This is a genomic window from Pseudomonas sp. OTU750018, assembly GCF_011636575.1.
GTDB lineage: Bacteria > Pseudomonadota > Gammaproteobacteria > Pseudomonadales > Pseudomonadaceae > Aquipseudomonas > Aquipseudomonas peli.
Genome location: NZ_JAAPAU010000001.1, coordinates 1,452,264 through 1,475,924, shown reverse-complemented (window position 1 = coordinate 1,475,924; position 23,661 = coordinate 1,452,264). Strand labels below are relative to the sequence as shown.

The following is a 23,661-nucleotide window of genomic DNA, read 5'->3' as shown; positions in this document are numbered from 1 at the left end:
CTTTTTTATGGCTTGCCATAGCTGGTGGCCACCCTTCGGGCAGCCGCTGCTCGGTGTTAAAAATCGCGGCCGGCGATTTTTCTGATCAAGGAATAACTCGATGAAATTGCCGCCCATACGCCTGCAGCACTGGTTGATCTTTGCCGTGGTCGCCGCCCTATTCTTTGCCTGGGGCGCGTGGCTGATGAGTCGGCAGTCCGCAGCGCAACCGGTGTCTTGGCTGGCGCAATGGCAAACCAAGGTGCTCACGCCGCTGGCCGATGATCGGCTGAGCCTGGTCCACCTGAACGATGCGCTGGAAGGCGAACTTTGGCTGCAGCCAAACCTGGATGGCGCACGCCTGCTGTATCGCGGTGAGCTGCCGGACGGCGATGAAAAGTGGTCGCTGGAGGCGGAAGTCGGTCTGGATAAGGCCGAACGCGAAAGCTTGCTGGCCGCTGCAGGGTTAAAACCAACGGACAAGGAGCAGCCGCTGGGCAGCCAGTTGCTGGTGCCCTTGGCCAATCGTCCGATCATTGCCTTGACCCTGTTACCACCGGAGCCGCTGGACGTTGCGCGGTTGGCTGCCAGCATCGGTCAGCCGCGTCTGACTCTGGAGCTGGCCGAGGGGCAGGCCTGGGTGTATCCCGAGCTGGGCATGACCGCTCACCTGCAGGACGACGAGCTGTACTTCCTCTATGCCGTGCCGCGCCATTTGCTGAAACAGCGTTGAGCTAAACGCCCTTCAACTAGCCCGGCCACCAATCGGGGCGGCTGGATTTGAGGCGGTTGAGGTAGTGGCTGCCGCCCAGTTGCCACATCTGCTGGCGAATCCAGTTGGCCCGGCGGCTGATGTGTGCACTCGGGCGACTGGCGCTCCACTCGCGTGGGTTGGGCAGCATGGCGGCCAGCAGGCTGCTCTGCTGGCGTGACAGGTAGGGCGCGCCGACCTTGAAATGATGCCTCGCGGCTGCTTCGGCACCGAATACGCCATCGCCCCACTCGACGCTGTTGAGGTACACCTCAAGAATCCGTTGCTTGGGCCAGAGCAGTTCGATCAGGCCGGTAAACCACACTTCCATACCTTTGCGCAGCCAGCTGCGCCCAGACCAGAGAAACAGGTTCTTCGCCACTTGCTGACTGAGGGTACTGGCGCCGCGCAGAGAACCGCCTTGCTGGTTGTGTTCCAGAGCGGCCTGGATAGCCGCGACATCGAAGCCCCAGTGTTCGGCGAACTTCTGATCCTCGCCGGCAATCACTGCCATCTTCAGGTCATCCGGCAGTTCGCTCCAGGGGCGCCAGCTGCGCTGCAGGTCGATGGGTTGATCATCGATCCAGGACTCGATCTTGCGCTCGACCATCAGCGCGGTGCCGGGTGGCGGCACCCAACGGAATAACAACACCAGTAGAACCGAGGCGAGCATCAGCCAAAGCAGGAGTTTGAGCAGTCGACGGGAGAGGGATCGAAACATGCGTGCTTGGCCGGGATGAATTTGCCGGCCATTATAGCCAGCCCTGTTTCTATAGCTGGAGTGATGCATGGCTCGTCTGTGGTTATTGCTGTCCGCCTGTGCCGGTTTTAGCGGTGTCGCTTTGGGCGCCTTTGCTGCGCATGGCCTGAAGCATCAGCTGACGCCGGCCTATCTCGCGGTATTCCAGACCGGTGCTCACTACCAACTGATTCACGCGCTGGCGCTGTTCGGCGTTGGCCTGCTGGTCTTGCTACGGCCGGCGCCACTGGTCAATTGCGCCGGTGCGTTGTTTGCCCTGGGCATCGTGCTGTTCTCCGGCAGCCTGTATGCCCTGACCTTGAGCGGCATCGGTGCGTTGGGCGTGGTCACGCCTTTCGGTGGCCTGGCGTTTCTCGCGGGCTGGCTATGCCTAGGCATAGCGGCCTGGAAGCTGGGCGCGCGCGGTATCGCCTGACCCATAAGTCAGAAAGTAGGGCGAGCGGTACCCTTCAGCCTTGGTCAACGCCCATGATCAGGCTAGAATGCCCGCCCTTTTCTCAGTTGTGACCGAGCCGTCATGCGTATTCAGTTAAACGGTGAAGCATTCGAATTGCCCGACGGGGAAACCGTCTTCGGGTTGATCGAGCGTCTGGACCTGGCCGGACGGCGCGTGGCGGTCGAACTCAATCTGGATATCGTGCCGCGCAGCCAGCATGCCACCACCGCCTTGCGCGAGGGTGACCAGGTTGAGGTGGTCCACGCCATTGGCGGTGGTTGATCCCCGCTCATCGGTTTATCGCGTTCAGACAGCCGCCCACTTTCACGAGGATTACCCATGAGCCATGCGCCCAGTGACAAGCCCTTTACCCTGGCCGGTCGTACCTACCAGTCGCGTCTGCTGGTCGGTACCGGCAAGTACAAGGACCTCGAAGAAACCCGCCTGGCCATTGAGGCTTCGGGTGCCGAGATCGTTACCGTGGCGGTGCGCCGGACCAATATCGGGCAGAACCCGGGCGAGCCGAACTTGCTGGATGTGATCTCTCCGGACACGTACACCATCCTGCCGAACACCGCCGGCTGCTATGACGCCGTCGAGGCGGTACGTACCTGCCGCCTGGCCCGTGAGCTGCTCGACGGCCACAAGCTGGTCAAGCTGGAAGTGCTGGCGGACCAGAAGACCCTGTTCCCCAACGTCATCGAAACCCTCAAAGCTGCCGAAGTGCTGGTTAAAGACGGTTTCGACGTGATGGTGTACACCAGCGATGACCCGATCATCGCCCGCGAGCTGGCGGCCATGGGCTGTATCGCGGTGATGCCGCTGGCCGGCCTGATTGGCACCGGACTGGGTATCTGCAACCCGTACAACCTGCGCATCATCCTGGAAGAGGCTACCGTTCCGGTATTGGTCGATGCCGGCGTGGGCACCGCGTCCGATGCCACCATCGCCATGGAACTGGGCTGCGAGGCGGTGCTGATGAACAGCGCGATTGCCCACGCGCAGAACCCGATTCTGATGGGCGAAGCGATGAAGCACGCGATCATCGCCGGGCGCATGGCCTACCTGGCCGGGCGCATGCCGAAAAAACTCTATGCCAGCGCTTCTTCGCCGCTGGATGGCCTAATCAAGTAAGGACTACGATTTGCTGCGCGTCGGCCCTGCTGCGTTAGAAACAGGCTGGGAATGCTCATGTACAAAAGTACACTCCGCTTCCTCGCCTGTTTCTGCCTTGCATAGCTCTAGCTCGCGAAATCGTAAAAGCACTTTAAGAGCACAGCATGACTGAATTGCAGCAACAGCCTGAGCCGGCTGAAGACACCTCCAAGCACCGTGCGATCAAGAGTTTTGTGATGCGTGCCGGGCGTATGACCGAAGGCCAGCAGCGCGGCCTCGATCAGGGCTGGCCGAAGTTCGGCCTGCAACTGGAGGACGGCCTGCGTGACTTCGATCAGGTATTCGGCCGCACGGCGCCGCGCACCTTCGAGATCGGCTTCGGTATGGGCCACTCCACCCTGGAAATGGCCGCGGCCTCGCCCGAGCAGGACTTTATCGGGGTGGAAGTACACCGTCCTGGTGTTGGCGCACTGCTCAACGGTCTGATGACGCAGAACCTCAGCAATATGCGCGTCTACAGCTGCGATGCGATGGACGTACTGCGCAACTGTGTGGCCGACGCCAGCCTGGATCGGGTGCTGCTATTCTTCCCGGACCCCTGGCATAAGGCCAAGCACAACAAGCGGCGTATCGTGCAGCCGGCGTTTGCAGAGCTGGTGCGACAGAAACTTAAGGTCGGCGGCGTGTTGCACATGGCCACCGATTGGCAACCTTACGCCGAGTACATGCTGGAAGTGATGAATGTCGCGCCCGGTTACCAGAATCAGGCCGAAGACGGCCAGTATGTGCCGCGGCCAACGGAGCGTCCGACCACTAAGTTCGAGCGTCGTGGCGAGCGTCTGGGACATGGCGTATGGGATCTGAAGTTCCAACGCATCGATTGATTGATTCGCGCGCTGAGGTATCGGCGCAGCAAAACCATAAGCACAAGGACGATTGCACAAGATCGGAATAATCCGACGCCCGCCAGGACGGCTCCTCACCAAGACGGCACATAAACCCGGGCAGCACTGCCCCGGTCATAAAAACAGCAGCCCTGCCTCAGGCCAGGCTGCGAGGAGATCGCTGTGTTGAGAACGCTTTCAATTCTGCTGCTGGCTACGTGCGCGCTACAGGCACAGGCCAAAGTCGATAGTGCCCAGGCTGCGCGCCTGGGCCAGGACCTGACGCCACTGGGCGGTGAGCGCGCGGGCAATGCCGCCGGCACCATTCCAGCCTGGGACGGTGGCCTGGCGCAACCGCCAGCCAACTACCAGCCCGGCATGCATCACCCCGACCCTTACAGCGCAGATGCACCCTTGTACCAGGTCAACAGCCAAAACCTGGCACAGTACCAGGCGCAGCTGCCGGCGGGCCTGAAGGCGTTGCTGGAGAAAAATCCGGATTACTTTCTGCGGGTATTCCCGACCCGTCGCAGCGCCGCAGCGCCGCAGCGCATCTATGACGCTACGCGCTTCAACGCGCAGACCGCTGAGCTGATTTCCGGCGGTAACGGTGTTGACGGTGCTGCTGCTGGTATCCCCTTCCCGCTGCCGAAAACCGGCCAGGAAGTTATCTGGAACCACATCATGCGTTACCGTGGCGATCAGATCAGCTTTGTCACCAACCAGGCAGCGGTACTGAGCAATGGTGCCTATAACCTGCTCAAACTGGAACGTGACATCTACTTCCTCTACGGCCGTGAAGGTGTCAGCCCGCAGGACCTGGACAACACCCTGTTCTACTACAAGTACAAGGTGGTCGCGCCGGCCAAGCTGGCCGGTTCGGCGCTGGTGGTGCAGGAGACCCTCGATCAAGTGTTGGCGATTCGCAAGGCCTGGCGCTTCAACCGTGGCGAGCGCCGCGTGCGCCGTCTGCCGATGCTGGCCTACGACACCCTGCAGCCGGACACCAACGGCATGGCCACCGCCGACGTGGTCGACTCCTACAACGGTGCACCTGACCGCTATGAGTGGAACCTGGTCGGCAAGCAGGAAATGCTGGTGCCTTACAACAGCTACGCCGTGCACCAGAAAGGCATCCCATACGACAACATTCTGCGTAGCAATACCGTGAATCCGGAACTTCTGCGGTATGAGCTGCACCGCGTCTGGGTTGTCGATGCTGAGCTGCGCAAGGGCTTCAGCCACCCGTATGCCAAGCGTCGCTTCTATATCGATGAAGACAGCTGGCAGATCCTTGCCGCCGACCTATACGACAAGAGCGGCGAGTTGAGCGGTGTGCAGGAAAGCCATCCGATCAGCTACTACGACGTGCCGATGTTCGGCAGCACCCTGGAGACCATCTATGACTTCAAGGGCAAGCGTTACTTTGTCGACGGCCTGGATAACAACGAGCCGATGTACAACTTCAACGCCAAGCTGACGCCGCGCGATTTCACCCCGCAGGCGCTGCGTCGCGAAGGCAACTGAGCCTCGTCGCACTGAAAAAACCGCCTCTTGCAGGCGGTTTTTTTATGCCCGGCGATTGAGGCTGTGTGGCCTTGGAGCATTACGCGAACTGCGCCGGCCGTTGATGCAGGACAAGTAGCCGAGCTGTCATCACGCTACAGTCAGGGCTCTGTGCTAGCGCATACAAGGAGCCTGACCATGAGCATGATGAAAGCAGCGGTGTTTATCGAGCCTGGACGCATCGAGCTGGTGGACAAGCCCATCCCGCCCGTTGGGCCCAATGATGCGCTGGTACGGATTACCACCACGACCATCTGCGGCACCGATGTGCACATCCTCAAGGGTGAATACCCAGTGGCCAAGGGGCTGACCATCGGTCACGAACCGGTTGGCATCATCGAGAAGCTGGGGAGCAACGTACAGGGTTACCACGAGGGGCAGCGGGTGATCGCCGGAGCCATCTGCCCAAGCTTCAGCTCCTACGCTAGTCAGGACGGTTATTCCTCTCAGGATGGCGGCTGCAGCTGCCATGGCTATAAACCCATGGGCGGCTGGCGCTTCGGCAACAGCATCGACGGCACCCAGGCCGAATACGTGCTGGTACCCGACGCTCAGGGCAACCTGGCCCCAGTGCCGGATGGCCTGACTGACGAGCAGGTGCTGATGTGTCCGGACATCATGTCCACTGGGTTTGCCGGTGCAGAAGCCGCGAATATCAAGATCGGTGATGTGGTCGCCGTCTTCGCCCAGGGGCCGATTGGCTTGTGCGCCACGGCCGGGGCCAAGCTGCGTGGGGCGAGCACCATCATCGTGGTCGATGGTGTCGAGCAGCGCTTGCAGATTGCCCGGCAGATGGGCGCGGACATCACCCTTAACTTCAATCAGGTCGATGTGGTCGAAGAGATCCTGCGCCTGACCGGTGGCCGTGGTGTGGATGCGGCCATCGAAGCATTGGGCCTGCAATCCACTTTCGAAAGTGCGCTTCGCGTGCTCAAGCCGGGTGGCACGTTGTCCAGCCTGGGGGTGTATTCAACGGATCTGGTGATTCCCCTGGCGGCGTTTCATGCCGGTTTGGGTGACCACAAGATCGTTACCTCACTGTGCCCGGGCGGTAAGGAACGCATGCGCCGGCTGATCAATGTGGTGGCATCCGGGCGCGTCGATTTCGGCGCGCTGGTGACGCACCAGTATGCGCTGGATGACATCGTTGCGGCCTACGATCTCTTTGCTCACCAGCGCGATGGCGTGCTCAAGGTGGCGATCAAGCCGTTTGCGTAAGTGCTGAGTCAGCTGCGGTCGGCGAGGATGCCGATGATAAAGAACACCAGAATCAGCACCGGGGCCAGGGTGAAGTTGTTGAAGAAGCCCAGGCCTTTGGCCAGATACGGTGTGGCGAAGACGATCAGCAGGCCGTAGCCGACCGCGCAGAGCAGCACGAAGATCAGCGTGCGGAAGATGAAGTTCATGCTGCTGGTGTTGCGCTGCACCCAGGCATTGATGCCGGGGCCGAAGAGCACCAGCAGGGTGGCCATGATCGCCAGGGAAATATCGTAGAGGTGGCTGCGGCTCCAGCGCGACAGGGTGACGATCAGGTCGAGTAGCAGGTCCATCCGGTGTCCTTAGCCGTGGCGGCGTGTGCGTCAGGGTAGAAAATACTGCAGCAGGTCGTTGAGAAACAGCTGGCCTTCGCGGGTGGCGCACAGGCGTGTCGGATCGCTATGCAGCAGACCGCGCTTTTGCGCTTCAATGCGCGCTGCGGCGAGCTGGCTGAGCGGCAGGCCGGTGCGCTGAGTGAACAGTTCGCTGGCGACGCCGTCCGTGAGGCGCAGCACATTCATCAGAAATTCGAAGGGCAGCTCATCAGCACCCAGGACGCGTTCGCCGGCGCTGAAGCGTTTGCTGCGGTCTAGATAGTCTTTGGGCAGGCGGGTTTTCCAGCTACGGCTGATGCGCCCGTCCGGCTGGCTGAGTTTGGCGTGAGCGCCGGCGCCGATGCCGAGAAAATCGCCGAAGGTCCAGTAGTTAAGGTTGTGCCGCGCGGCCTTGCCGGCCTGGGCGTAGGCCGACACTTCGTACTGCGCATAACCTTCAGCGGCCAGCAGGGCCTGTCCGGCTTCCTGAATGTCCCAGAGAATATCGTCCTCGGGCATCACTGGCGGCTGGTTCCAGAACACCGTGTTCGGCTCCACCGTCAGTTGATACCAGGACAGGTGCGTCGGCCCTTGAGCAATGGCGGTGCGCAGATCGCTGAGGGCATCCTCGATGGACTGATTTGGCAGGCCGTGCATCAGGTCGAGGTTGAAATTGTCGAAGCCGGCGGCGCGTGCCATATCGGCTGCATGCACCGCTTCGTCGCCGTCGTGGATTCGGCCCAGGGCGATCAGTTTGGGTGCCTGGAAACTCTGCACGCCAATCGACAGGCGATTGATGCCCAGGCGGCGATAGTCCTTGAACTTGGCCTGTTCGAAGGTACCGGGGTTGGCTTCCAGGGTGATTTCGATATCGGCGGCAAACGGCACGCGCCGCTCCACGCCTTCAAGCAGACGGCCGAGGGCTTTGGCCGAGAACAAGCTGGGTGTGCCGCCGCCAAAGAAAATCGAACTCAACGCTCGGTCATGTACCTGCGCCAGATCAGCATCGAGATCGGCCAGCAGGGCATCGACGTACTCTTCTTCCGGCAGGTTGGGCCCGGCGGTGTGGGAGTTGAAGTCGCAATACGGGCACTTCTTCACGCACCAAGGAATGTGCACATAGAGTGCGAGTGGCGGCAGCTCGAAGCTGCCGCCGGACGCCGTGGTCATGCCAGGCCCAGCCGCTGTTTCAGCAGGGCCATGGCGCGTGCGCGGTGGCTGATCTGGTTTTTCTCGGCCGCCGGCAGTTCGGCGCTGGAGCAGTCGCGCTCGGGCACCCAGAACAGCGGGTCATAGCCGAAACCTTCCACGCCTTGCGCGGCGTGCAGGATGCGCCCGTGCCAGAGGCCTTCGCAGATGATCGGCAGCGGGTCGTCGGCATGCCGTACCAGCGCCAGGCAACAGACGAACTGCGCGCCGCGCTCGGCATCCGGCACATCTTTCAGAGCGTCGAGCAGCTTGGCGTTATTCGCCGCATCACCCTGGCCATCGGCGTAGCGCGCCGAGTAGATGCCCGGTGCGCCACCTAGAAAATCCACCGCCAGGCCGGAGTCATCCGCCAGCGCCGGCATGCCTGACAGGCGGGCAGCATTGCGTGCTTTGAGAATGGCGTTTTCGATAAACGATAAGCCGGTTTCTTCCGGCTCGACCATGGAGAACTCGCCGACTGAGCGCACGTGTACGCTGCTGCCGAGCATGGCCTGCAGCTCTTTGAGTTTGCCGGCGTTATGGCTGGCGAGTACAAGCTCGTTGAAAGGCATCATGTATTCAGGGCCATCATTCGTCTGGGAAGACTTCCTGGTTGAAATTAAAACTGTGCGCCACGCCATCGGCCGCGCGCACGTTGATGGTGAAGCGCAGCATTTCACGCTGGCTGAAGGTGAATTGCGCCAGGTAATAGATGGCTTCACCTTCGTTGACCTGCTTGAAGGTCAGCGGCTGGCTGCGACCGACCAGATCCTTCACTTCGCCACTGACGCTGGCGCTACTGGCCTTGCCGGCTTTGAGTACGGAAATGTTCACCACGCCCTGAGTTTTGCTGCGCACCAGGCCGTTGGCCGCGGCTATGTCCGGCTGCAGAAAGCTGGAGTTGAAGGTGATGTAGTGCACGTCGAGGTCGCCGAACGTCTGCTTGCGTTCAGCCAGCGCAGGCAGGCTCAGGCACAGGGCGATAAATAAAAGTGCGATGCGACGCATATGGGTTCTCCAGATGGACAGCGGCCTGGGATAAGGCCGCTCAATTGGCGATTTGAACATCCTGGGCAGTAGGCCCGCTGATCCGGTAAATGCCGATTTCACCTAACAGATTAGGCCAGATCCGGCTGGCCCAGCCGTGCCGGTGGTCGCGGTCCACGGCCAGACGATCCATAACTTTTGCGCCCTGATCGTGGCACAGCTTTTCGAAGTCTTCGAAGGTGCAGAAATGGATGTTCGGCGTGTTGAACCAGGTGTACGGGAGAAAATCCGACACCGGCATGCGGCCCTTGGTGGTGAGGTACCAGCGGCAGTGCCAGTGGCCGAAGTTAGGGAAGGTGATGATGCAGGTCTTGCCGACGCGCAGCATCTCCGCCAGTACTTTGTCCGGGTAATGCAGGGCTTGCAGCGACTGGGTCATGACCACCACATCGAAGCTGTTGCTGGCGAAGTTGCCCAGGCCCTTGTCGAGGTTCTGCTCAATTACGTTGACGCCCTTGCTCACGCATTGAGCGATGTTGTCCGCATCGATTTCCAGGCCGTAGCCGCTGACCTGCTTGTGTTCGGCCAGCCAGGCGAGCAGCTCGCCATTGCCGCAACCCAGGTCAAGCACCCGGCTACCGGCGGGAATCCACTCTTGGATGATTTCGAGATCCGCGCGCATGGCTACACCTTAATCCGTTTCATATAGCTGTCGAACGCCTGCAGGTAGCGCGGGATCGGCATGAGGAAGGCGTCGTGGCCCTGGGGCGCATCGATTTCCAGGTAGCAGACGTTTTTCCGCGCGGCGGTCAGTGCATCGACGATTTCCCGCGAGCGTGCCGGCGAGAAGCGCCAGTCGGTGGTGAAGGACATCACGCAAAAATCGGCGCTGACGTGGGCCAGGGTCTTGGCCAGGTCGCCATCGAAGGACGCGGCCGGGTCGAAGTAGTCCAGCGCCTTGGTCATCAGCAGGTAGGTGTTGGCGTCAAAGCGCCCGGAGAACTCTTCGCCCTGGTAGCGCAGGTAGCTTTCCACCTGAAATTCGACGCTGTGGAAGTCGTAGTTGAGCTTTTCGCTCTTCAGGCCACGGCCGAATTTCTCGCCCATGGCGTCATCCGACAGGTAGGTGATGTGACCGACCATGCGCGCCAGCATCAGCCCGCGCTTGGGGATCACGCCCTGTTCCTGAAAGTGTCCGCCATGGAATTGCGGGTCAGTGAGGATCGCCTGACGCGCCACTTCGTTGAAGGCGATGTTCTGCGCCGATAGCTTGGGCGCCGAGGCGATGGCTAGGCAGTGACGCACGCGCTCGGGGTAGCTGATGGTCCATTGCATGGCCTGCATGCCGCCTAGGCTACCGCCGATCACCGCTGCCCACTGCTGGATGCCGAGGTTGTCGGCCAGCCGCGCCTGGCTGTGTACCCAGTCTTCCACGGTCATTACCGGGAAGTCGGCGCCGAAGGGTTTGCCTGTGGCCGGGTTGATGCTGCTGGGGCCGGTGGAACCGTTGCAGCCGCCGAGGTTGTTCAGGCTGACGACAAAGAACTTATTGGTGTCGATGGGCTTGCCGGGGCCGATGCAGCTGTCCCACCAGCCCGGTTTACGGTCTTCCGCGCTGTGATAACCGGCGGCATGGTGGTGGCCGGACAGGGCGTGGCAGATCAGCACGGCGTTGCTTGCCGTGGCATTCAGCTCGCCATAGGTTTCAAAGATCAGTTGGTAGTCGGCCAGGCTGCGCCCGCAGGCCAGCGCCAGAGGTTCTGCAAAGTGCAGCACCTGCGGGGTTACCAGGCCAACAGAGTCTTGGGGAAAGGCAGTCGACATCGACCCTGCTCGCAATAAAGGAAGAGCCGCAGTCTAAAGAGCGCCGCCCCAGGCGGCAAGCGCATGGGGCGGCTGGGGTACGGCGGATATGGCAGAGCTGAACCGGGGCTATTCGCCGATGCTGTGCGGGCGTGCAGCTCCTGGCAGGTTGACCACCTTGCCCTGGCGCTGCACGGGGGCAGGGCGCCGCAGGATGCGCAGCATGTCGTTGGCCTGCGCCAGTTGCTGCTCCAGTTCGCCGCTGTAACGCGCCAGTTGCTGGCCGCGCTGACGCGCCTGCTGGGTTTCCTGGGCCAGAGCTTTAAGCCGCAGCATGTGGGTTTCCAGCAGCTGCTTGTGCTCCAGGGTGTGCTGCATCAGTGGCATCAGTGCATCGCTGGCCCACTGTTCGGCTTCCTGGCGCATGCGCTGGTGCAGGCCGATCACTTCCTGTACCAGGGTGGCGAAGAAGCGTTTGGTCAGGCTGCGCTGTTCGGTCAGCAGGGTTTTAAGCTGTAGGCGGAACTGGTCGGCCTTGGCCTGCTGCTGCTTGAGCTCACGCAGGTAGCGGTTGACGTTGAACTGCGGTGCGTCGACGCCATGCAGCGGGTTCTCTTCGTTGTGCCGACGGTAGATGGCCGCGACCATCTTGTTGGCCATGTCGGCTTCCTGCGCCAGGTTGTGCAGGTCCTGCTCCACGCTGCGGAAGAAATGCAGGATGGCCTGGTTGATACCCAGGGTGGTCCAGCTGCCGGTAAGGTTCTTGCGTACCTTGCTCAGGTGTTCGTCCAGGCGCTCGCTGCGTGAGGCATGGCGCAGCAGGTCGCCCTGACGTTTGAGCAAACGCTGGTTGGTTTTCAGGCCAAGCAGGCGTTTATGGTGCTGGCTGTGGTCTTCCTTGGTCTTGGCAGTCAGCTCGAACAGCATCTGGCCGTTGTCGTGCTGGTGATTGCTCAGCAGACCCTGTTGCTCGTTGACCTTTTCCAGACGCAGGTTGAGCACGTGCTGGCTGTTCTGCAGCAGCCTCAGCACCTGATTGACTACGCGGTCTTCGAGCAGGCGTTCCTTCTGCGCGATGATGCGTTCGCAGAGCAGGTTTTCCAGGTTGCTCATCTGGCTGCGGGCCAGCAGTTCCGGGTCCTTGCGCACCTTTGCCAGCATGGCCTGCTTGGCCGACAGCGGCAGCACGTCCTCGACGCGGATGCCGAGCTGGCGCGCGGTGCTGGTCTGAATCTGGCGGATGGCGTTCTGCACAAAGGCTTCGCCGGCCAGGTCATCCCAGAGCACGTCGATCTTGTTCAATACGGCGAACAGACTGGTCTGGGTGTCTTCGTCGAGTTGGCGGATATGCTGCTGCCACACGGCCATATCGCTGGCAGTCACACCGGTATCGGCGGACAGCAGGAAGATGATCGCCTGGGCGCTGGGCAGCATCGACAGGGTCAGCTCCGGCTCACTGCCGAGGGCGTTTAGGCCTGGGGTGTCGAGGATGCGCAAACCCTGACGCAACAACGGGTGGTCGAAGTTGACCATGGCGTGACGCCAGGCTGGCACCAGCACTTCGCCGGGCTTATTGGTGCTTTCCAGCATGTCCGGGTGAAAGCCCAGGGCAATCGCCTGTTCGACCGGCATGGGTTTGGTGCGGGCGACCTGGATAAAGGCCTGAACCATGTTGTCCGGGTCGCTGAGGTCCAGCGGAATATTTACCCAGTGCCGCGGAATACGTTTGAACTGCGCCACGCTGGCCTCGGACACGCGGGTCTCGATGGGCAGCAGGCGGATATAGGAGCGCTCCGAACGTGGGTCGAAGAACAGCTCGGTAGGGCACATGGTGGTGCGCCCAGCCTGGGACGGCAGCATGCGCTGGCCGTAGGAGGAGAAGAACAGGCTGTTGATCAGCTCGGTCTTGCCGCGTGAGAACTCGCCGACAAAAGCCAGGGTGATGTGGTCAGTGCGCAACAGTTTAAGCGCGCGCTCAAGCTTGGCTTCCACGGCCTCCGAGTTGAGTCGATTGGTCAGCAGCCAGCTGCGATAGCGGGTGATTTCGCGCATCAGCTCGCGCTTCCAGGCGACGTAAGCATCGACCTGCTGACTGAGACGTTCCATGCTCATCCTGGGCTTTCCTCCGGTTGGCGCATCCATTGTGGGGCGACTGGGCTATACGGCACCCAGGTTGAGTCGGGCACACATTGAACGGTACCGCGTGGGCAACTGACGCGGCAGATAATGCTTTAAAGCCTGCGCAATTGCGCCAGATCCACGACGTTCGTGGATTGACCTGCCTGGCATTATGCGGGTCGCAGCTATGGCGTCAATCGCATGTCGTCGCCCGCCCGCCTTATGGTCGGTCAGGATGACCGAGCGGTCAGTGCGAGTTCGGTGGGTAAACGCTGTGGTTGTTTGATGCGCACGCGCTTTTGCCGGCTTTGTTGACCGCTTTCCAGGCTGACCTGGCTTTTGCTGACTGCAAATACGCTGGCGAGGAACGCCAGCAGCTGGGCATTGGCTTTGCCATCTACAGGCGGTGCGGTAAGACGGATTTTCACCCGCTCACCATGCAGCCCCGCGAACTCATCCTTGCTCGCCTTAGGCTGCAGGTGGCACTCGAGAATCAGGTCGGCGCCGTCCCAGCGAAAGTGGCTCATCCGGCGCTCGCGGTCAGATTGCCAAACTGAGGCCTTTGTACATACCAGTCATGACCGCCAAGTTGCGGATCACCAGCATGTCGATCAGGTTGAGCAGCAGGAACGCGACGATCGGCGACAGATCCAGCCCGCCCATGCTCGGCAGAATGCGGCGAATTGGCGACAGCAGCGGCTCGCAGATCTGATTGATCAGCATGGCGGTGGGGTTATGGCTGCCTTGGGCGACCCAGGACAGAATCACGCTGATGATCAGGGCGAAGAAGAACACCTTGAGGAACAGTGCAGTGACGCCAATGATCGACCACACCAGCAGCTGCAGCGGGTTCTCCAGGCCATAACCAAGGAGCATCAGGGTGAGTGCCATCAGCACGAGCTGCACCAAAATGGCCAGCACCAGCGAGGCCAGATCAAGCCCGGCGACGCTTGGAATCACCTTGCGCAGCGGTTTCAGCAGCGGATGGGTGGCACGCACAATGAACTGGCTGAGCGGGTTGTAGAAGTCTGCACGTACCAGTTGCAGGATAAAACGCAGCAATACGATCAGCAGGTAGAGGCTGCCAATGGTCTGCAGGATGTAAACGGCGGCGGTGTTGAGTCCGATCATTTTCGTTCCTTATTGACCGAGTTGTTCGGCGAGCTCGGCAGAGCGGTGGGCGGCGGCATTCAGGGCTTTCTCGACCAAGGTCTCGAAGCCGTCAGCCTGGAAGGTCTTGATCGCAGCCTCGGTGGTGCCAGCCGGTGAGGTTACCCGGCGGCGTAGTTCGCTGGCATCGACATCGCTGGCCACAGCCATACGGGCCGCGCCGAGGGCGGTGTGCAGTGTTAGCTGGGCAGCGGTTTCGCGCGGCAGGCCGAGTTTCTCGCCCGCGGCGGTCATGGCCTCGATCAGCAGGAAGAAATACGCCGGGCCGCTGCCGGACACGGCGGTCACGGCATCGATCTGTGCTTCCTGATCCAGCCACAGTGCCAGGCCGACGGCGCTGAGCAGCTGTTCGGCCTGCTGGCGCTGGGCCGGCGAAACCTGAGCATTGCTATACAGGCCGCTGACGCCCTGGCGCAGCAGCGCCGGCGTGTTGGGCATGCAGCGCACAATCGCACGTGGGCCGAGCCAGCTTTCCAGGCTGGCGCAGCTGATGCCGGCGGCAATCGACACCACCAGCTGCTGTTCGCCGATATGTGCGGCGAGATCCAGGCAGACTTCTTTCATCACCTGCGGCTTGATCGACAGCACGATCACGTCCGCGCCCTGAATCGCCTCGGCGTTGCTGGCAAAGGTTTCGATGCCATGTTCGGCGCTGATCTTATTGCGCTGTTCGGCGCCGCGGTCACTGGCGCGAATGGCGCTGGCATCAGTGCCCTGGGCGCGCAGTCCGCCGATCAGGCTGGCGGCCATATTGCCGGCGCCGATAAAGGCAATGCGAGGCGTGGTCATAACGGGCTTCCTTTTATAGCTGAAGGCAAACTCAATCAGGTTGTGCTGTAGTCACGTGCGCCGAAGAGGGCGGTGCCAATCCTGACCCAGGTTGCGCCTTCGGCGATGGCGGCCTCCAGGTCATGGCTCATGCCCATGGACAAGGTGTCGAGGTCCAGGTTCAGGCCTTGCATCAGCTCGCGCAGGCGGGCGAAGGCGGCGCGTTGCTCGCTGGGGTCATCGGTGGGCTCGGGGATTGTCATCAATCCGCGTAGGCGCAGGTTGGGCAGTTGTGTAACCGCTTGTGCCAGGGCCTGCAGCTCATCAGGGTTGCAGCCAGATTTGCTGGCCTCACCGCTGACATTCACCTGCAGGCAGATATTCAACGGCGGCAGATGCGCCGGACGTTGATCCGACAGGCGCTGGGCGATTTTCAGGCGATCCACCGAATGCACCCAGGCAAAGTGCTCGGCGATGGGCTTGGTTTTGTTCGATTGGATCGGACCGATAAAGTGCCAGGTCAGCGGCAGGTCGCTCAATTCTGCCTGCTTTTCCAGGGCTTCCTGCAGGTAGTTTTCACCGAAATCGCAGGTGCCGGCTGCAAAGGCCTGGCGAATTGCTTCGGCCGGTTTGGTTTTGCTCACCGCGAGTAGGCCAACAGTCGCACAATCTCGCTGCGAGGCTTGCGCCGCCTCACGGATGCGCACTCCGACCTTTGCAATATTCTCTGCTATCGTGGACATTACTTGCGCCCGCCGCCTGGGTTTCGCGGCATTCTACCTGCTTGTCTGTCATTAGGGAGTCCCATGGATATCACTGAATTGCTGGCCTTCAGCGCCAAGCAAGGTGCATCGGACCTGCATCTCTCCGCTGGCCTGCCTCCGATGATTCGGGTCGACGGTGATGTTCGCCGGATCAATTTGCCTGCGTTGGACCATAAACAGGTGCACGCACTGATCTACGACATCATGAACGACAAGCAGCGCAAGGATTTCGAGGAGTTCCTCGAGACCGACTTCTCCTTCGAAGTACCCGGCGTGGCGCGTTTCCGGGTTAACGCCTTCAATCAGAATCGTGGTTCTGGCGCGGTATTCCGGACCATTCCGTCGAAAGTGCTGAGCATGGAAGACCTCGGCATGGGAGAGATATTCCGCAAGATTTCCGATGTGCCGCGCGGCCTGGTGCTGGTGACCGGGCCAACCGGTTCGGGCAAGTCGACCACCCTGGCGGCGATGCTCGACTATATAAACAGCAACAAGTATCACCATATTCTGACGGTCGAAGACCCAATCGAATTCGTTCACGAGTCGAAAAAGTGCCTGATCAACCAGCGTGAGGTGCACCGCGACACCCTCGGCTTCTCCGAAGCCCTGCGCTCGGCACTGCGGGAAGACCCGGACATCATCCTGGTCGGCGAGATGCGCGATCTGGAAACCATCCGCCTGGCCCTGACCGCCGCGGAAACCGGCCACTTGGTGTTTGGCACCCTGCACACCACCTCGGCGGCCAAGACCATCGACCGCGTGGTTGACGTATTCCCGGCCGAAGAGAAGTCCATGGTTCGTTCCATGCTCTCCGAATCGCTGCAATCGGTTATCTCGCAGACCCTGCTGAAGAAGATCGGCGGCGGTCGTGTGGCGGCCCACGAAATCATGATTGGCACCCCGGCCATCCGTAACCTGATCCGCGAGGACAAGGTGGCGCAGATGTACTCGGCCATTCAGACCGGTGGCTCGCTGGGCATGCAGACCCTGGACTCCTGCCTGAAAACTCTGGTGACCAAGGGCATCGTAAGCCGCGAAGCCGCGCGCGAAAAAGCCAAAACGCCAGAAAACTTCTAAATCGACAGTACCTGGCCGGCATTCGCCTGTCGGGTTCAGCCCAGCGGCCATTCACGCGTCTGCCGCTGGCCTTGCATAACCGCGTGATGCACATGGGCGAACAACGATGGAATTCGAAAAACTGCTGCGCCTGATGGTGGAAAAGGGCGGCTCTGACCTGTTTATTACCGCCGGCGTACCGCCGTCGATGAAGGTCAACGGCAAGATTATGCCGATCACTAAGACGCCCATGTCGCCAGAGCAGACGCGTGAAACCGTGCATGCTGTGATGAATGAGCAGCAGCGCCGCGATTTTACCGAGAACCACGAGTGCAACTTCGCCATCAGCGCACGCGGCGTCGGCCGCTTCCGCGTTAGTGCGTTTTATCAACGTAACCTGGCGGGGATGGTACTGCGTCGTATCGAGACCAATATCCCGACGCTGGACGAGTTGAAACTGCCGGAAATCCTCAAGAAATTGGCCCTGACCAAACGCGGTCTGGTGTTGTTTGTCGGTGCGACCGGTACCGGAAAATCGACCTCGTTGGCGGCAATGATTGGCTACCGCAACAAGAACAGCAGCGGCCACATCATCTCCATCGAAGACCCGATTGAATACATACACCAGCACCAGAGCTGCATCGTCACTCAGCGTGAGGTGGGCATCGACACCGAATCCTTTGAAGTGGCGTTGAAGAACACCCTGCGCCAGGCGCCGGATGTGATTCTCATCGGTGAGGTGCGTACCCGCGAAACCATGGACCACGCCGTGGCCTTCGCCGAGACAGGGCACTTGTGTCTGGCCACGCTGCACGCCAACAACGCCAACCAGGCGCTTGATCGCATCATCAACTTCTTCCCCTCCGATCGGCAGAACCAGGTGTGGATGGACCTGTCGCTCAACCTCAAGGCCATCGTCGCCCAGCAACTGATCCCAACCCCGGACGGCAAAGGCCGCCGCGCAGTGATTGAGGTATTGATCAACACCCCGCTGGCGGCCGACCTGATCCGCAAGGGTGAGGTGCACGAGCTCAAGGCGCTGATGAAACGCTCCACCGAGCAGGGCATGCAGACCTTCGACCAGGCGCTGTATAACCTCTACAGCCAGGGCGAAATCACCTACGAAGATGCGCTGCTGTATGCGGATTCGGCCAACGACCTGCGCTTGATGATCAAGCTCGGTTCGGAAACGGATGGCGATCACCTGAGCAGCATGGCGCAGGGTTTGTCACTGGAAGTCAGTCAGGACGATCCAGGTCGTCGTTTTCGTTGATTGGCGCCGGTTTCGCGTTGGGGTGATGGATGCGTTTGCCACCCTGTCGCGCAACGGATTCGGCTTGGCCATCGCGTTGCGCGCCGGCGCGAGCCTGGCTCATCAGTTGCGGAATCAGCGGGCCTTCCGGGAGGTTTCTCCAGAAACGCACCGGCATGCTGGTTTCCAGTGCGCTGCGGTTGAGCCGCGCAGGGTTGAACGTGCTGCCGTAATACGCCAGCCACAGGGCTTCCCCCGTATCCTCGGGCGTTTGCGCCAGGCGTTGCCACTCACTCGGGCAAGGGCGCTGGTAATGCAGGCGCTGGCCATCCCAATACACACCGTCATCCGGTGTGGCAATCAACCAGCGGGTGCGCCCGAGGCGCTCGGCAAAGTGCCCACTGGCACTGGCCAGGATGTCATGGGCCGGTTCATGCCAGGCCACCAGCTGTGGCCCTTCGGCGTCTTCGGGGCGCGGATGAAAACGCAGAAAGGCATGCAGGTGGTGGGCTTCGCGGCGCACCGCTTTTAGCCGTTTATGCAGCTGGCTGCCATCGATGTCTCCCGGCAGCATGGCTGCGCGATCACCCTGAGCGACCCGCCAGAGAATCCGGTAGAGCAGACTCCAGCGGTCCTCGACACGAAAGTGTGCGGCGCTTTGCAGCAGCTCCAGCAGCTGCTTGGGGATCCGCGGTGCAGGGTTTGTCACCGTAGACGTGAGGCTTATCGGTGCTTGGTCAAACAACCCACCGCTGTCGTTGTTGCCCAGCCACGTGATCTGATGCGGCGGTATACCGTGCTGCACCAGGTTTCTGGCAACCTCGCGCCAACCGGGAAAGCTGCCGTCAAATGAGGCGTGGTGCATTACCACAGCGCCATCTGTGCTGGGGTTTCGCTGAGCTGCTGGCGCAGCAGCAGGGATTCGCGGCTGGCCTGCAGGGGGCGATAGTCATGGGTGACGATAAAGGGTTTGGCCTTTTCCAAGGCGCAGCGCAGGCGCGTCAGGTCTTCAAAGCGGATGCGCTTCTGCCGGCGCAGGGCAACCAAGCGTTTCGCACTGAGTACGCCGATTCCAGGCACGCGAGCGATCATTGACGGTTCGGCGCGATTGAGGTCGACGGGGAAGTGCTCACGGTTGTTCAGCGCCCAGGCCAGTTTCGGGTCGATATCCAGCGCCAGGTTACCGGGGCCGCTGAGCAGCTCATTCACGTCGAAACCGTAGCCGCGCAGCAGGAAGTCGGCTTGATACAGGCGGTGCTCGCGTAACAAGGGCGGCGCTTCGAAGGGCACGGTGTTCGGGCTCTGCGGGATCGGGCTGAATGCCGAGTAATACACCCGGCGCAGGCGGTAGTTGCCGTAGAGCGACGCGGCCGTATGCAGAATGGTGCTGTCGTCGGTGGCATCGGCACCAATGATCATCTGTGTGCTCTGCCCGGCCGGGGCGAAACGCGGTGCGCGCTTTTCCGCGCGCGCTTCGCTCTCGCCCTGGTGGATCGAGTGCATGGCCTGCTTGATGGTGCGCACCTGCTTTTCCGGGGCCAGGCGAATCAGGCTGCTTTCGGTGGGCAGTTCGATATTCACGCTAAGGCGGTCGGCATAACGCCCTGCTTCGGCAATCAATAGCGGGTCGGCGTCGGGGATGGTCTTGAGGTGGATATAGCCGCGAAATTCGTGCTCTTCACGCAGCAGCTTGGCCACACGGACCAGTTGCTCCATGGTGTAGTCGGCCGAACGGATAATCCCCGAGCTGAGAAACAGCCCGCTGATGCAATTACGTTTGTAGAAGTCGAGGGTCAGAGTCACCACTTCTTCTGGGGTAAATCGCGCGCGCGGTACGTCGCTGGAGCGGCGGTTTACGCAGTACTGGCAGTCATACAGGCAGAAATTGGTCAGCAGGATCTTCAACAGCGCCACGCAGCGTCCATCTGGGGTGAAGCTGTGGCAGATGCCCATGCCATTGGTCGAGCCGATGCCGCTTTTGCCTTTTGAACTGCGGTTAGGTGCGCCGCTGCTGGCGCAAGACGCGTCGTATTTGGCGGCGTCGGCAAGTACCGTGAGTTTTTCGATCAGCTGCATGGTGATGTCTGCTTAACTGTTTATGCATACAGTATTTAGCAATCTTCAGCAGGCATCAAGCGTTGGGATGACTGAACGTGCCGTGGATTTCCCAGGGCAGCGAACCTTGCGTAGAGTGTGGCGTCAAAGTGATACCAGCCATCAGGAGGCACACCTATGCAGCGACAGGACACGCACAGCAAACTTATCGGCTATCTGCTGTGGATTTTCGGTTTTCTCGGCGCGCACCGTTTCTATTACGGCAAGCCAGTAACCGGGACCATCTGGTTCTTCACCTTCGGCCTGCTGTTTATTGGCTGGATCGTCGACCTGTTTCTGATTCCGGCGATGGATCGCGAGGCCGATCTGCGCTTTACCGCCGGCGATACTGATTACAACGTCGCCTGGATCTTGCTGACTTTCCTCGGCATCTTCGGTGTGCACCGCATGTACCAAGGTAAGTGGATCACCGGGATCATCTACCTGTTTACGGGTGGTCTGTTCCTGCTCGGTGTGCTGTATGACTTCTGGACGCTGAACTCCCAGGTGTCGATCAAGAACGCCGAACGCAGCTAAGGTTCAGGCAAGAAAAAGCCCGCCAATTGGCGGGCTTTTTTGTGGCATGAGGCATCACGCCTGGTAGCTGATATGCCCATCTACCAGGGTGTAACGCACGGCGCACGGCAGGCAGTGGCCGATAAAGGGGCAGTTGGCCCCTTTCGAATACCAGCTCTCCCCAGCCAGCGTCGAGGCCTGAGGATCAAGCAGCAGCAGGTCGGCGGGAGCGCCCACGCTCAGTTTGCCAGCAGGCAGACGCAGCGCTTGCGCCGGGCCACTGCTGAGGCGAGCGAGCAGGGTGGGCAGGTCGAGCAGGCCATCCTGCACCAGACTCATGGCCAGCGGCAGTAACAGTTGCACGCTGCTGATGCCGGGCTCGGTGGCTCCGAAGGGTGCCAGCTTGGCGTCGCGCTCATGCGGCTGATGGTGGCTAGATATGGCCGAGATCACCCCGCTTTTCACGGCGGCGCGCAGGCCATCGCGGTCAGCGGCGGTGCGCAGCGGCGGCTGTACGTGGTACAGGCTGGAGAAGTCGCTCAGCGCTTCATCGGTAAGGATCAGCTGATACAGCGCCACATCGGCGGTGACCGGTAGGCCACGGGCCTGGGCGTCGGCGATCAGCTGGGCGCCACGCGCGCTGGTCAGTTGGCTGAAGTGCGCACGCACGCCGGTCTGCTCGACCAGCAGCAGGTCGCGGGCAAGGGCCACAGTTTCCGCGGTTTCCGGAATGCCCGGTAGGCCAAGGAAGCTGGCAGTGGCGCCCTCATGAGCCAGGCCGCCTTCAGCCAGGTCGTGATCCTGAGAATGGAAGATCACCGTCAGGTCAAAGGTGGCGGCGTATTCCAGGGCGCGGCGCAGGGTGCGGTTATTGCTGAAACTGTCCAGGCCGTTGCCGAAGGCCACGCAGCCCGCGTCCCGCAGGGCTACCAGCTCGGCCAGCTGCTCGCCTTCGAGGCCTTTACTCAGTGCGCCAATCGGGAACACCTTGGTGTGCCCGGCTTCGCGGGCGCGGTCGAGAATCAGCTCGGCGACAGCCGGGGTGTCCAGCACTGGCTTGGTGAAGGGCGGGCAGCACAGGCTGGTGACGCCGCCGGCGGCTGCGGCCAGGGTTTCCGTGGCGATGCTGCCTTTACGGCTATAGCCTGGCTCGCGCAGGGCGACGTTGAGGTCGACCAGGCCAGGTGCGGCGATCAGGCCTTGGGCGTCGATGCTCTGCTCGGCAACGAAGCCAGCAGGGATATGGCCGATGGCAACAATCTTGCCGCTTTCGATATAGATATCAGCTTGCTGATCGAAGCCGCTGCTGGGGTCGATTACCCGGGCTCCGAGGATACGGATACGCATCAGTTCTGTTCCTCGGCATCTTGATTAAGTTGGCGCTGGGCGTTTTGCCCGCTCATGGCCATGGACAGCACGGCCATGCGGATGGCGATGCCGTAGGTGACCTGGTTAAGAATCACCGATTGCGGGCCGTCGGCCACTGCCGATTCGATCTCCACTCCGCGGTTGATCGGCCCTGGGTGCATGACCAGCGCATCCGGCTTGGCCAGTTTGAGGCGCTCTTCGGTCAGGCCGAACAGGCGATAGAACTCGCCTTCGCTCGGCAGTAGGCCGCCGGTCATGCGTTCACGTTGCAGGCGCAGCATGATCACCACGTCGACGTCTTTGAGACCGGCGGCGAGGTCGCTGTAAACGGTCACACCGTATTGCTCGATACCGACCGGCAGTAGGGTCTTTGGTGCAATTACGCGGATATCCGGGCAACCGAGTGTCTTCAGCGCCAGCATATTCGAGCGTGCCACGCGCGAATGCAGGATGTCGCCGACGATAGCTACCGAGAGGTTCTCGAAGCTGCCTTTATGCCGGCGAATGGTCAGCATATCGAGCATGCCCTGAGTCGGGTGGGCGTGACGGCCGTCGCCACCGTTGATGATCGCCAGGTTCGGGCACACATGCTCGGCGATAAAGTGTGCGGCACCGGAGTCAGCGTGACGCACGACGAAGATGTCGGCGGCCATGGCTTCCAGATTGCGCAGGGTGTCGAACAGCGTTTCGCCCTTGCTGGTGGAGCTGGTCGACACGTTGAGGCTGATCACGTCGGCCGACAGGCGCTGGGCCGCCAGCTCGAAGGTGGTGCGGGTGCGCGTGGAATTCTCGAAGAACACGTTGCACACGGTCTTGCCGCGCAACAGCGGGACTTTCTTCACGGCGCGGGCGCCGACTTCGAGGAAAGAGTCGGCGGTATCGAGGATTTCCGTCAGCAACTCGCGGGGCAGACCGTCGAGGGAGAGGAAGTGGCGCAGTTGGCCTTGGTCATTCAGCTGCAGCGGGCGCTTGGCGGCTATGGTCGTCATCTGGCGAGTCTCAGTGGGCAAGCGTCTGGAGTTCGAGTGTCAGCGGCGTGGGGCCGGACAATTTTACCCGCTGATCCGCCGCCAGCGACAGGGTCGCGCCGACCACATCCGGACGGATCGGCAGCTCGCGGGCATTCAGGTCAAGCAGGCTGACCAGGGTCACGCTGGCTGGGCGGCCATAATCGAACAGTTCGTTGAGCGCGGCGCGGATGGTACGGCCGCTCATCAGTACGTCGTCGATCAGCACCAGGTGCTGGCCTTCGATTTCGAACGGCAGCTCGGACGGCTGCACTTGCGGGTGCAGGCCGTTTTGGGTGAAGTCGTCACGGTAGAAGGACACATCGAGAATGCCCAGCGCATCGTCGCGGCCCAAGGCTTCGAGCAGTGCTTGAGCAACCCAAACGCCGCCGGTACGGATGCCAATAAAGCGCGGTTCACTGATCCGCCGCTGATTCAGGTGGCTGGTCAGGGCTGCGGCCATTTGTGGTAGCAGTTCGGCCGGGTTGGGTAAGCTCATGGCAACAC

At 61.2% G+C, this 23,661-nt stretch carries 27 protein-coding genes; 10 read left to right on the top strand and 17 right to left on the bottom strand.

Going from position 1 to position 23,661, the window contains the following annotated elements; all coding sequences use genetic code 11:
- Positions 1-100 precede the first annotated feature (100 nt).
- Complete coding sequence (locus HCI85_RS06975; RefSeq protein WP_167143433.1) at positions 101-712, top strand: hypothetical protein; 612 nt, start codon at positions 101-103, stop codon at positions 710-712.
- Positions 713-728: 16 nt separating this feature from the next.
- On the opposite strand, the gene mtgA is transcribed toward HCI85_RS06975, so the two are convergent.
- Positions 729-1,451, bottom strand: coding sequence for a monofunctional biosynthetic peptidoglycan transglycosylase (gene mtgA, locus HCI85_RS06970; RefSeq protein WP_167143429.1), 723 nt, complete (start codon positions 1,449-1,451; stop codon positions 729-731).
- A gap of 67 nt (positions 1,452-1,518) precedes the next feature.
- Here mtgA and HCI85_RS06965 point away from each other — a divergent pair, with 67 nt between their 5' ends.
- The 6 genes from HCI85_RS06965 to HCI85_RS06940 all read left to right on the top strand — a co-directional run bounded on the left by HCI85_RS06965 (position 1,519) and on the right by HCI85_RS06940 (position 6,710).
- Positions 1,519-1,905 (top strand): DUF423 domain-containing protein, encoded by a 387-nt coding sequence (locus HCI85_RS06965; RefSeq protein ID WP_167143426.1) that lies wholly within the window; start codon positions 1,519-1,521, stop codon positions 1,903-1,905.
- Between the two features lie 102 nt (positions 1,906-2,007).
- Positions 2,008-2,208, top strand: coding sequence for a sulfur carrier protein ThiS (gene thiS, locus HCI85_RS06960; RefSeq protein WP_167143423.1), 201 nt, complete (start codon positions 2,008-2,010; stop codon positions 2,206-2,208).
- A 57-nt stretch (positions 2,209-2,265) separates the two neighbouring features.
- A complete protein-coding gene (locus HCI85_RS06955) occupies positions 2,266-3,060 on the top strand; it encodes a thiazole synthase (RefSeq protein ID WP_160085806.1) in 795 nt (264 codons plus the stop codon).
- 146 nt (positions 3,061-3,206) lie between these two features.
- Complete coding sequence (gene trmB, locus HCI85_RS06950; protein ID WP_167143420.1) at positions 3,207-3,926, top strand: tRNA (guanosine(46)-N7)-methyltransferase TrmB; 720 nt, start codon at positions 3,207-3,209, stop codon at positions 3,924-3,926.
- A 183-nt stretch (positions 3,927-4,109) separates the two neighbouring features.
- Entirely contained in the window at positions 4,110-5,453 is a 1,344-nt protein-coding gene (locus HCI85_RS06945; RefSeq protein ID WP_090250154.1) for a DUF1329 domain-containing protein, read from the top strand.
- Between the two features lie 177 nt (positions 5,454-5,630).
- Positions 5,631-6,710: an NAD(P)-dependent alcohol dehydrogenase gene (locus HCI85_RS06940; RefSeq protein ID WP_160085804.1), complete on the top strand. Its 1,080-nt coding sequence runs from the start codon at positions 5,631-5,633 to the stop codon at positions 6,708-6,710.
- Positions 6,711-6,718: 8 nt separating this feature from the next.
- Here HCI85_RS06940 and HCI85_RS06935 read toward each other — a convergent pair whose 3' ends face one another.
- The 11 genes from HCI85_RS06935 to HCI85_RS06885 all read right to left on the bottom strand — a co-directional run bounded on the left by HCI85_RS06935 (position 6,719) and on the right by HCI85_RS06885 (position 15,840).
- Positions 6,719-7,042, bottom strand: a complete 324-nt coding sequence (locus HCI85_RS06935; protein ID WP_090380340.1) for a DUF3392 domain-containing protein — start codon at positions 7,040-7,042, stop codon at positions 6,719-6,721.
- 30 nt (positions 7,043-7,072) lie between these two features.
- On the bottom strand, positions 7,073-8,233 hold the full coding sequence (gene hemW, locus HCI85_RS06930) for a radical SAM family heme chaperone HemW (RefSeq protein ID WP_167143417.1): 1,161 nt from the start codon (positions 8,231-8,233) through the stop codon (positions 7,073-7,075).
- Entirely contained in the window at positions 8,230-8,826 is a 597-nt protein-coding gene (rdgB, locus tag HCI85_RS06925; RefSeq protein WP_090250142.1) for an RdgB/HAM1 family non-canonical purine NTP pyrophosphatase, read from the bottom strand. The genes hemW and rdgB overlap by 4 nt, the downstream gene beginning before the upstream one ends.
- 13 nt (positions 8,827-8,839) lie before the next feature.
- Positions 8,840-9,259 carry a DUF4426 domain-containing protein gene (locus HCI85_RS06920; protein WP_090250138.1) on the bottom strand — a complete coding sequence of 140 codons (420 nt, stop codon included), beginning with the start codon at positions 9,257-9,259 and terminating at the stop codon, positions 8,840-8,842.
- 40 nt (positions 9,260-9,299) lie between these two features.
- A complete protein-coding gene (gene metW, locus HCI85_RS06915) occupies positions 9,300-9,920 on the bottom strand; it encodes a methionine biosynthesis protein MetW (protein ID WP_167143414.1) in 621 nt (206 codons plus the stop codon).
- A 2-nt stretch (positions 9,921-9,922) separates the two neighbouring features.
- The gene (metX, locus tag HCI85_RS06910; protein WP_167143411.1) at positions 9,923-11,062 is read right to left on the bottom strand and encodes a homoserine O-succinyltransferase MetX; all 1,140 of its coding nucleotides are present in this window, start codon (positions 11,060-11,062) and stop codon (positions 9,923-9,925) included.
- A 108-nt stretch (positions 11,063-11,170) separates the two neighbouring features.
- A complete protein-coding gene (locus HCI85_RS06905) occupies positions 11,171-13,153 on the bottom strand; it encodes a dynamin-like GTPase family protein (protein ID WP_167143408.1) in 1,983 nt (660 codons plus the stop codon).
- Between the two features lie 236 nt (positions 13,154-13,389).
- The gene (locus tag HCI85_RS06900; protein WP_167143405.1) at positions 13,390-13,686 is read right to left on the bottom strand and encodes a DUF167 domain-containing protein; all 297 of its coding nucleotides are present in this window, start codon (positions 13,684-13,686) and stop codon (positions 13,390-13,392) included.
- Between the two features lie 13 nt (positions 13,687-13,699).
- Positions 13,700-14,290, bottom strand: a complete 591-nt coding sequence (locus HCI85_RS06895; RefSeq protein ID WP_160085796.1) for a YggT family protein — start codon at positions 14,288-14,290, stop codon at positions 13,700-13,702.
- A 9-nt stretch (positions 14,291-14,299) separates the two neighbouring features.
- The gene (proC, locus tag HCI85_RS06890; RefSeq protein ID WP_167143400.1) at positions 14,300-15,118 is read right to left on the bottom strand and encodes a pyrroline-5-carboxylate reductase; all 819 of its coding nucleotides are present in this window, start codon (positions 15,116-15,118) and stop codon (positions 14,300-14,302) included.
- A 35-nt stretch (positions 15,119-15,153) separates the two neighbouring features.
- The gene (locus tag HCI85_RS06885; RefSeq protein ID WP_090250118.1) at positions 15,154-15,840 is read right to left on the bottom strand and encodes a YggS family pyridoxal phosphate-dependent enzyme; all 687 of its coding nucleotides are present in this window, start codon (positions 15,838-15,840) and stop codon (positions 15,154-15,156) included.
- Positions 15,841-15,903: 63 nt separating this feature from the next.
- Between HCI85_RS06885 and HCI85_RS06880 the strand changes: the two genes are divergently transcribed.
- Together HCI85_RS06880 and HCI85_RS06875 are read left to right on the top strand one after the other, a co-directional pair.
- Complete coding sequence (locus tag HCI85_RS06880) at positions 15,904-16,938, top strand: type IV pilus twitching motility protein PilT (protein WP_090250115.1); 1,035 nt, start codon at positions 15,904-15,906, stop codon at positions 16,936-16,938.
- 106 nt (positions 16,939-17,044) lie between these two features.
- Positions 17,045-18,190: a PilT/PilU family type 4a pilus ATPase gene (locus HCI85_RS06875; RefSeq protein ID WP_090250113.1), complete on the top strand. Its 1,146-nt coding sequence runs from the start codon at positions 17,045-17,047 to the stop codon at positions 18,188-18,190.
- Here HCI85_RS06875 and HCI85_RS06870 read toward each other — a convergent pair.
- On the bottom strand, positions 18,156-19,034 hold the full coding sequence (locus HCI85_RS06870; RefSeq protein ID WP_167143397.1) for a TIGR03915 family putative DNA repair protein: 879 nt from the start codon (positions 19,032-19,034) through the stop codon (positions 18,156-18,158). The two genes, HCI85_RS06875 and HCI85_RS06870, sit on opposite strands and share 35 nt — an antisense overlap.
- Complete coding sequence (locus HCI85_RS06865) at positions 19,034-20,245, bottom strand: putative DNA modification/repair radical SAM protein (RefSeq protein ID WP_167143394.1); 1,212 nt, start codon at positions 20,243-20,245, stop codon at positions 19,034-19,036. Before HCI85_RS06865 ends, HCI85_RS06870 begins: the two co-directional genes overlap by 1 nt.
- Before the next feature lie 156 nt (positions 20,246-20,401).
- Here HCI85_RS06865 and HCI85_RS06860 point away from each other — a divergent pair, with 156 nt between their 5' ends.
- Positions 20,402-20,800 carry an NINE protein gene (locus HCI85_RS06860; protein ID WP_090250106.1) on the top strand — a complete coding sequence of 133 codons (399 nt, stop codon included), beginning with the start codon at positions 20,402-20,404 and terminating at the stop codon, positions 20,798-20,800.
- Positions 20,801-20,854: 54 nt separating this feature from the next.
- Here the strand turns inward: HCI85_RS06860 and HCI85_RS06855 are convergent, their stop codons facing one another.
- Genes HCI85_RS06855 through pyrR form a run of 3 tightly spaced genes read right to left on the bottom strand, consistent with a single transcriptional unit; the run spans position 20,855 to position 23,653 of the window.
- The gene (locus HCI85_RS06855; protein ID WP_167143391.1) at positions 20,855-22,126 is read right to left on the bottom strand and encodes a dihydroorotase; all 1,272 of its coding nucleotides are present in this window, start codon (positions 22,124-22,126) and stop codon (positions 20,855-20,857) included.
- Positions 22,126-23,136 carry an aspartate carbamoyltransferase catalytic subunit gene (locus HCI85_RS06850; RefSeq protein WP_167143388.1) on the bottom strand — a complete coding sequence of 337 codons (1,011 nt, stop codon included), beginning with the start codon at positions 23,134-23,136 and terminating at the stop codon, positions 22,126-22,128. Before HCI85_RS06850 ends, HCI85_RS06855 begins: the two co-directional genes overlap by 1 nt.
- Positions 23,137-23,146: 10 nt before the next feature.
- On the bottom strand, positions 23,147-23,653 hold the full coding sequence (pyrR, locus tag HCI85_RS06845; RefSeq protein ID WP_167143385.1) for a bifunctional pyr operon transcriptional regulator/uracil phosphoribosyltransferase PyrR: 507 nt from the start codon (positions 23,651-23,653) through the stop codon (positions 23,147-23,149).
- Positions 23,654-23,661: the final 8 nt, after the last annotated feature.

Bases quoted from the DNA above. Each gene is read 5' to 3' on its own strand.
- HCI85_RS06940 (WP_160085804.1), top strand. From the start codon at position 5,631: ATGAGCATGATGAAAGCAGCGGTGTTTATCGAGCCTGGACGCATCGAG.
- HCI85_RS06860 (WP_090250106.1), top strand. From the start codon at position 20,402: ATGCAGCGACAGGACACGCACAGCAAACTTATCGGCTATCTGCTGTGG.
- hemW (WP_167143417.1), bottom strand. From the start codon at position 8,233: ATGACCACGGCGTCCGGCGGCAGCTTCGAGCTGCCGCCACTCGCACTC.
- HCI85_RS06855 (WP_167143391.1), bottom strand. From the start codon at position 22,126: ATGCGTATCCGTATCCTCGGAGCCCGGGTAATCGACCCCAGCAGCGGC.
- proC (WP_167143400.1), bottom strand. From the start codon at position 15,118: ATGACCACGCCTCGCATTGCCTTTATCGGCGCCGGCAATATGGCCGCC.
- pyrR (WP_167143385.1), bottom strand. From the start codon at position 23,653: ATGAGCTTACCCAACCCGGCCGAACTGCTACCACAAATGGCCGCAGCC.
- HCI85_RS06935 (WP_090380340.1), bottom strand. From the start codon at position 7,042: ATGGACCTGCTACTCGACCTGATCGTCACCCTGTCGCGCTGGAGCCGC.
- trmB (WP_167143420.1), top strand. From the start codon at position 3,207: ATGACTGAATTGCAGCAACAGCCTGAGCCGGCTGAAGACACCTCCAAG.
- HCI85_RS06885 (WP_090250118.1), bottom strand. From the start codon at position 15,840: ATGTCCACGATAGCAGAGAATATTGCAAAGGTCGGAGTGCGCATCCGT.
- metX (WP_167143411.1), bottom strand. From the start codon at position 11,062: ATGTCGACTGCCTTTCCCCAAGACTCTGTTGGCCTGGTAACCCCGCAG.
- HCI85_RS06955 (WP_160085806.1), top strand. From the start codon at position 2,266: ATGAGCCATGCGCCCAGTGACAAGCCCTTTACCCTGGCCGGTCGTACC.
- HCI85_RS06965 (WP_167143426.1), top strand. From the start codon at position 1,519: ATGGCTCGTCTGTGGTTATTGCTGTCCGCCTGTGCCGGTTTTAGCGGT.
- HCI85_RS06875 (WP_090250113.1), top strand. From the start codon at position 17,045: ATGGAATTCGAAAAACTGCTGCGCCTGATGGTGGAAAAGGGCGGCTCT.
- HCI85_RS06900 (WP_167143405.1), bottom strand. From the start codon at position 13,686: ATGAGCCACTTTCGCTGGGACGGCGCCGACCTGATTCTCGAGTGCCAC.
- thiS (WP_167143423.1), top strand. From the start codon at position 2,008: ATGCGTATTCAGTTAAACGGTGAAGCATTCGAATTGCCCGACGGGGAA.
- HCI85_RS06880 (WP_090250115.1), top strand. From the start codon at position 15,904: ATGGATATCACTGAATTGCTGGCCTTCAGCGCCAAGCAAGGTGCATCG.
- HCI85_RS06850 (WP_167143388.1), bottom strand. From the start codon at position 23,136: ATGACGACCATAGCCGCCAAGCGCCCGCTGCAGCTGAATGACCAAGGC.
- rdgB (WP_090250142.1), bottom strand. From the start codon at position 8,826: ATGATGCCTTTCAACGAGCTTGTACTCGCCAGCCATAACGCCGGCAAA.
- HCI85_RS06905 (WP_167143408.1), bottom strand. From the start codon at position 13,153: ATGAGCATGGAACGTCTCAGTCAGCAGGTCGATGCTTACGTCGCCTGG.
- HCI85_RS06975 (WP_167143433.1), top strand. From the start codon at position 101: ATGAAATTGCCGCCCATACGCCTGCAGCACTGGTTGATCTTTGCCGTG.
- HCI85_RS06865 (WP_167143394.1), bottom strand. From the start codon at position 20,245: ATGCAGCTGATCGAAAAACTCACGGTACTTGCCGACGCCGCCAAATAC.
- HCI85_RS06870 (WP_167143397.1), bottom strand. From the start codon at position 19,034: ATGCACCACGCCTCATTTGACGGCAGCTTTCCCGGTTGGCGCGAGGTT.
- HCI85_RS06895 (WP_160085796.1), bottom strand. From the start codon at position 14,290: ATGATCGGACTCAACACCGCCGCCGTTTACATCCTGCAGACCATTGGC.
- mtgA (WP_167143429.1), bottom strand. From the start codon at position 1,451: ATGTTTCGATCCCTCTCCCGTCGACTGCTCAAACTCCTGCTTTGGCTG.
- metW (WP_167143414.1), bottom strand. From the start codon at position 9,920: ATGCGCGCGGATCTCGAAATCATCCAAGAGTGGATTCCCGCCGGTAGC.
- HCI85_RS06920 (WP_090250138.1), bottom strand. From the start codon at position 9,259: ATGCGTCGCATCGCACTTTTATTTATCGCCCTGTGCCTGAGCCTGCCT.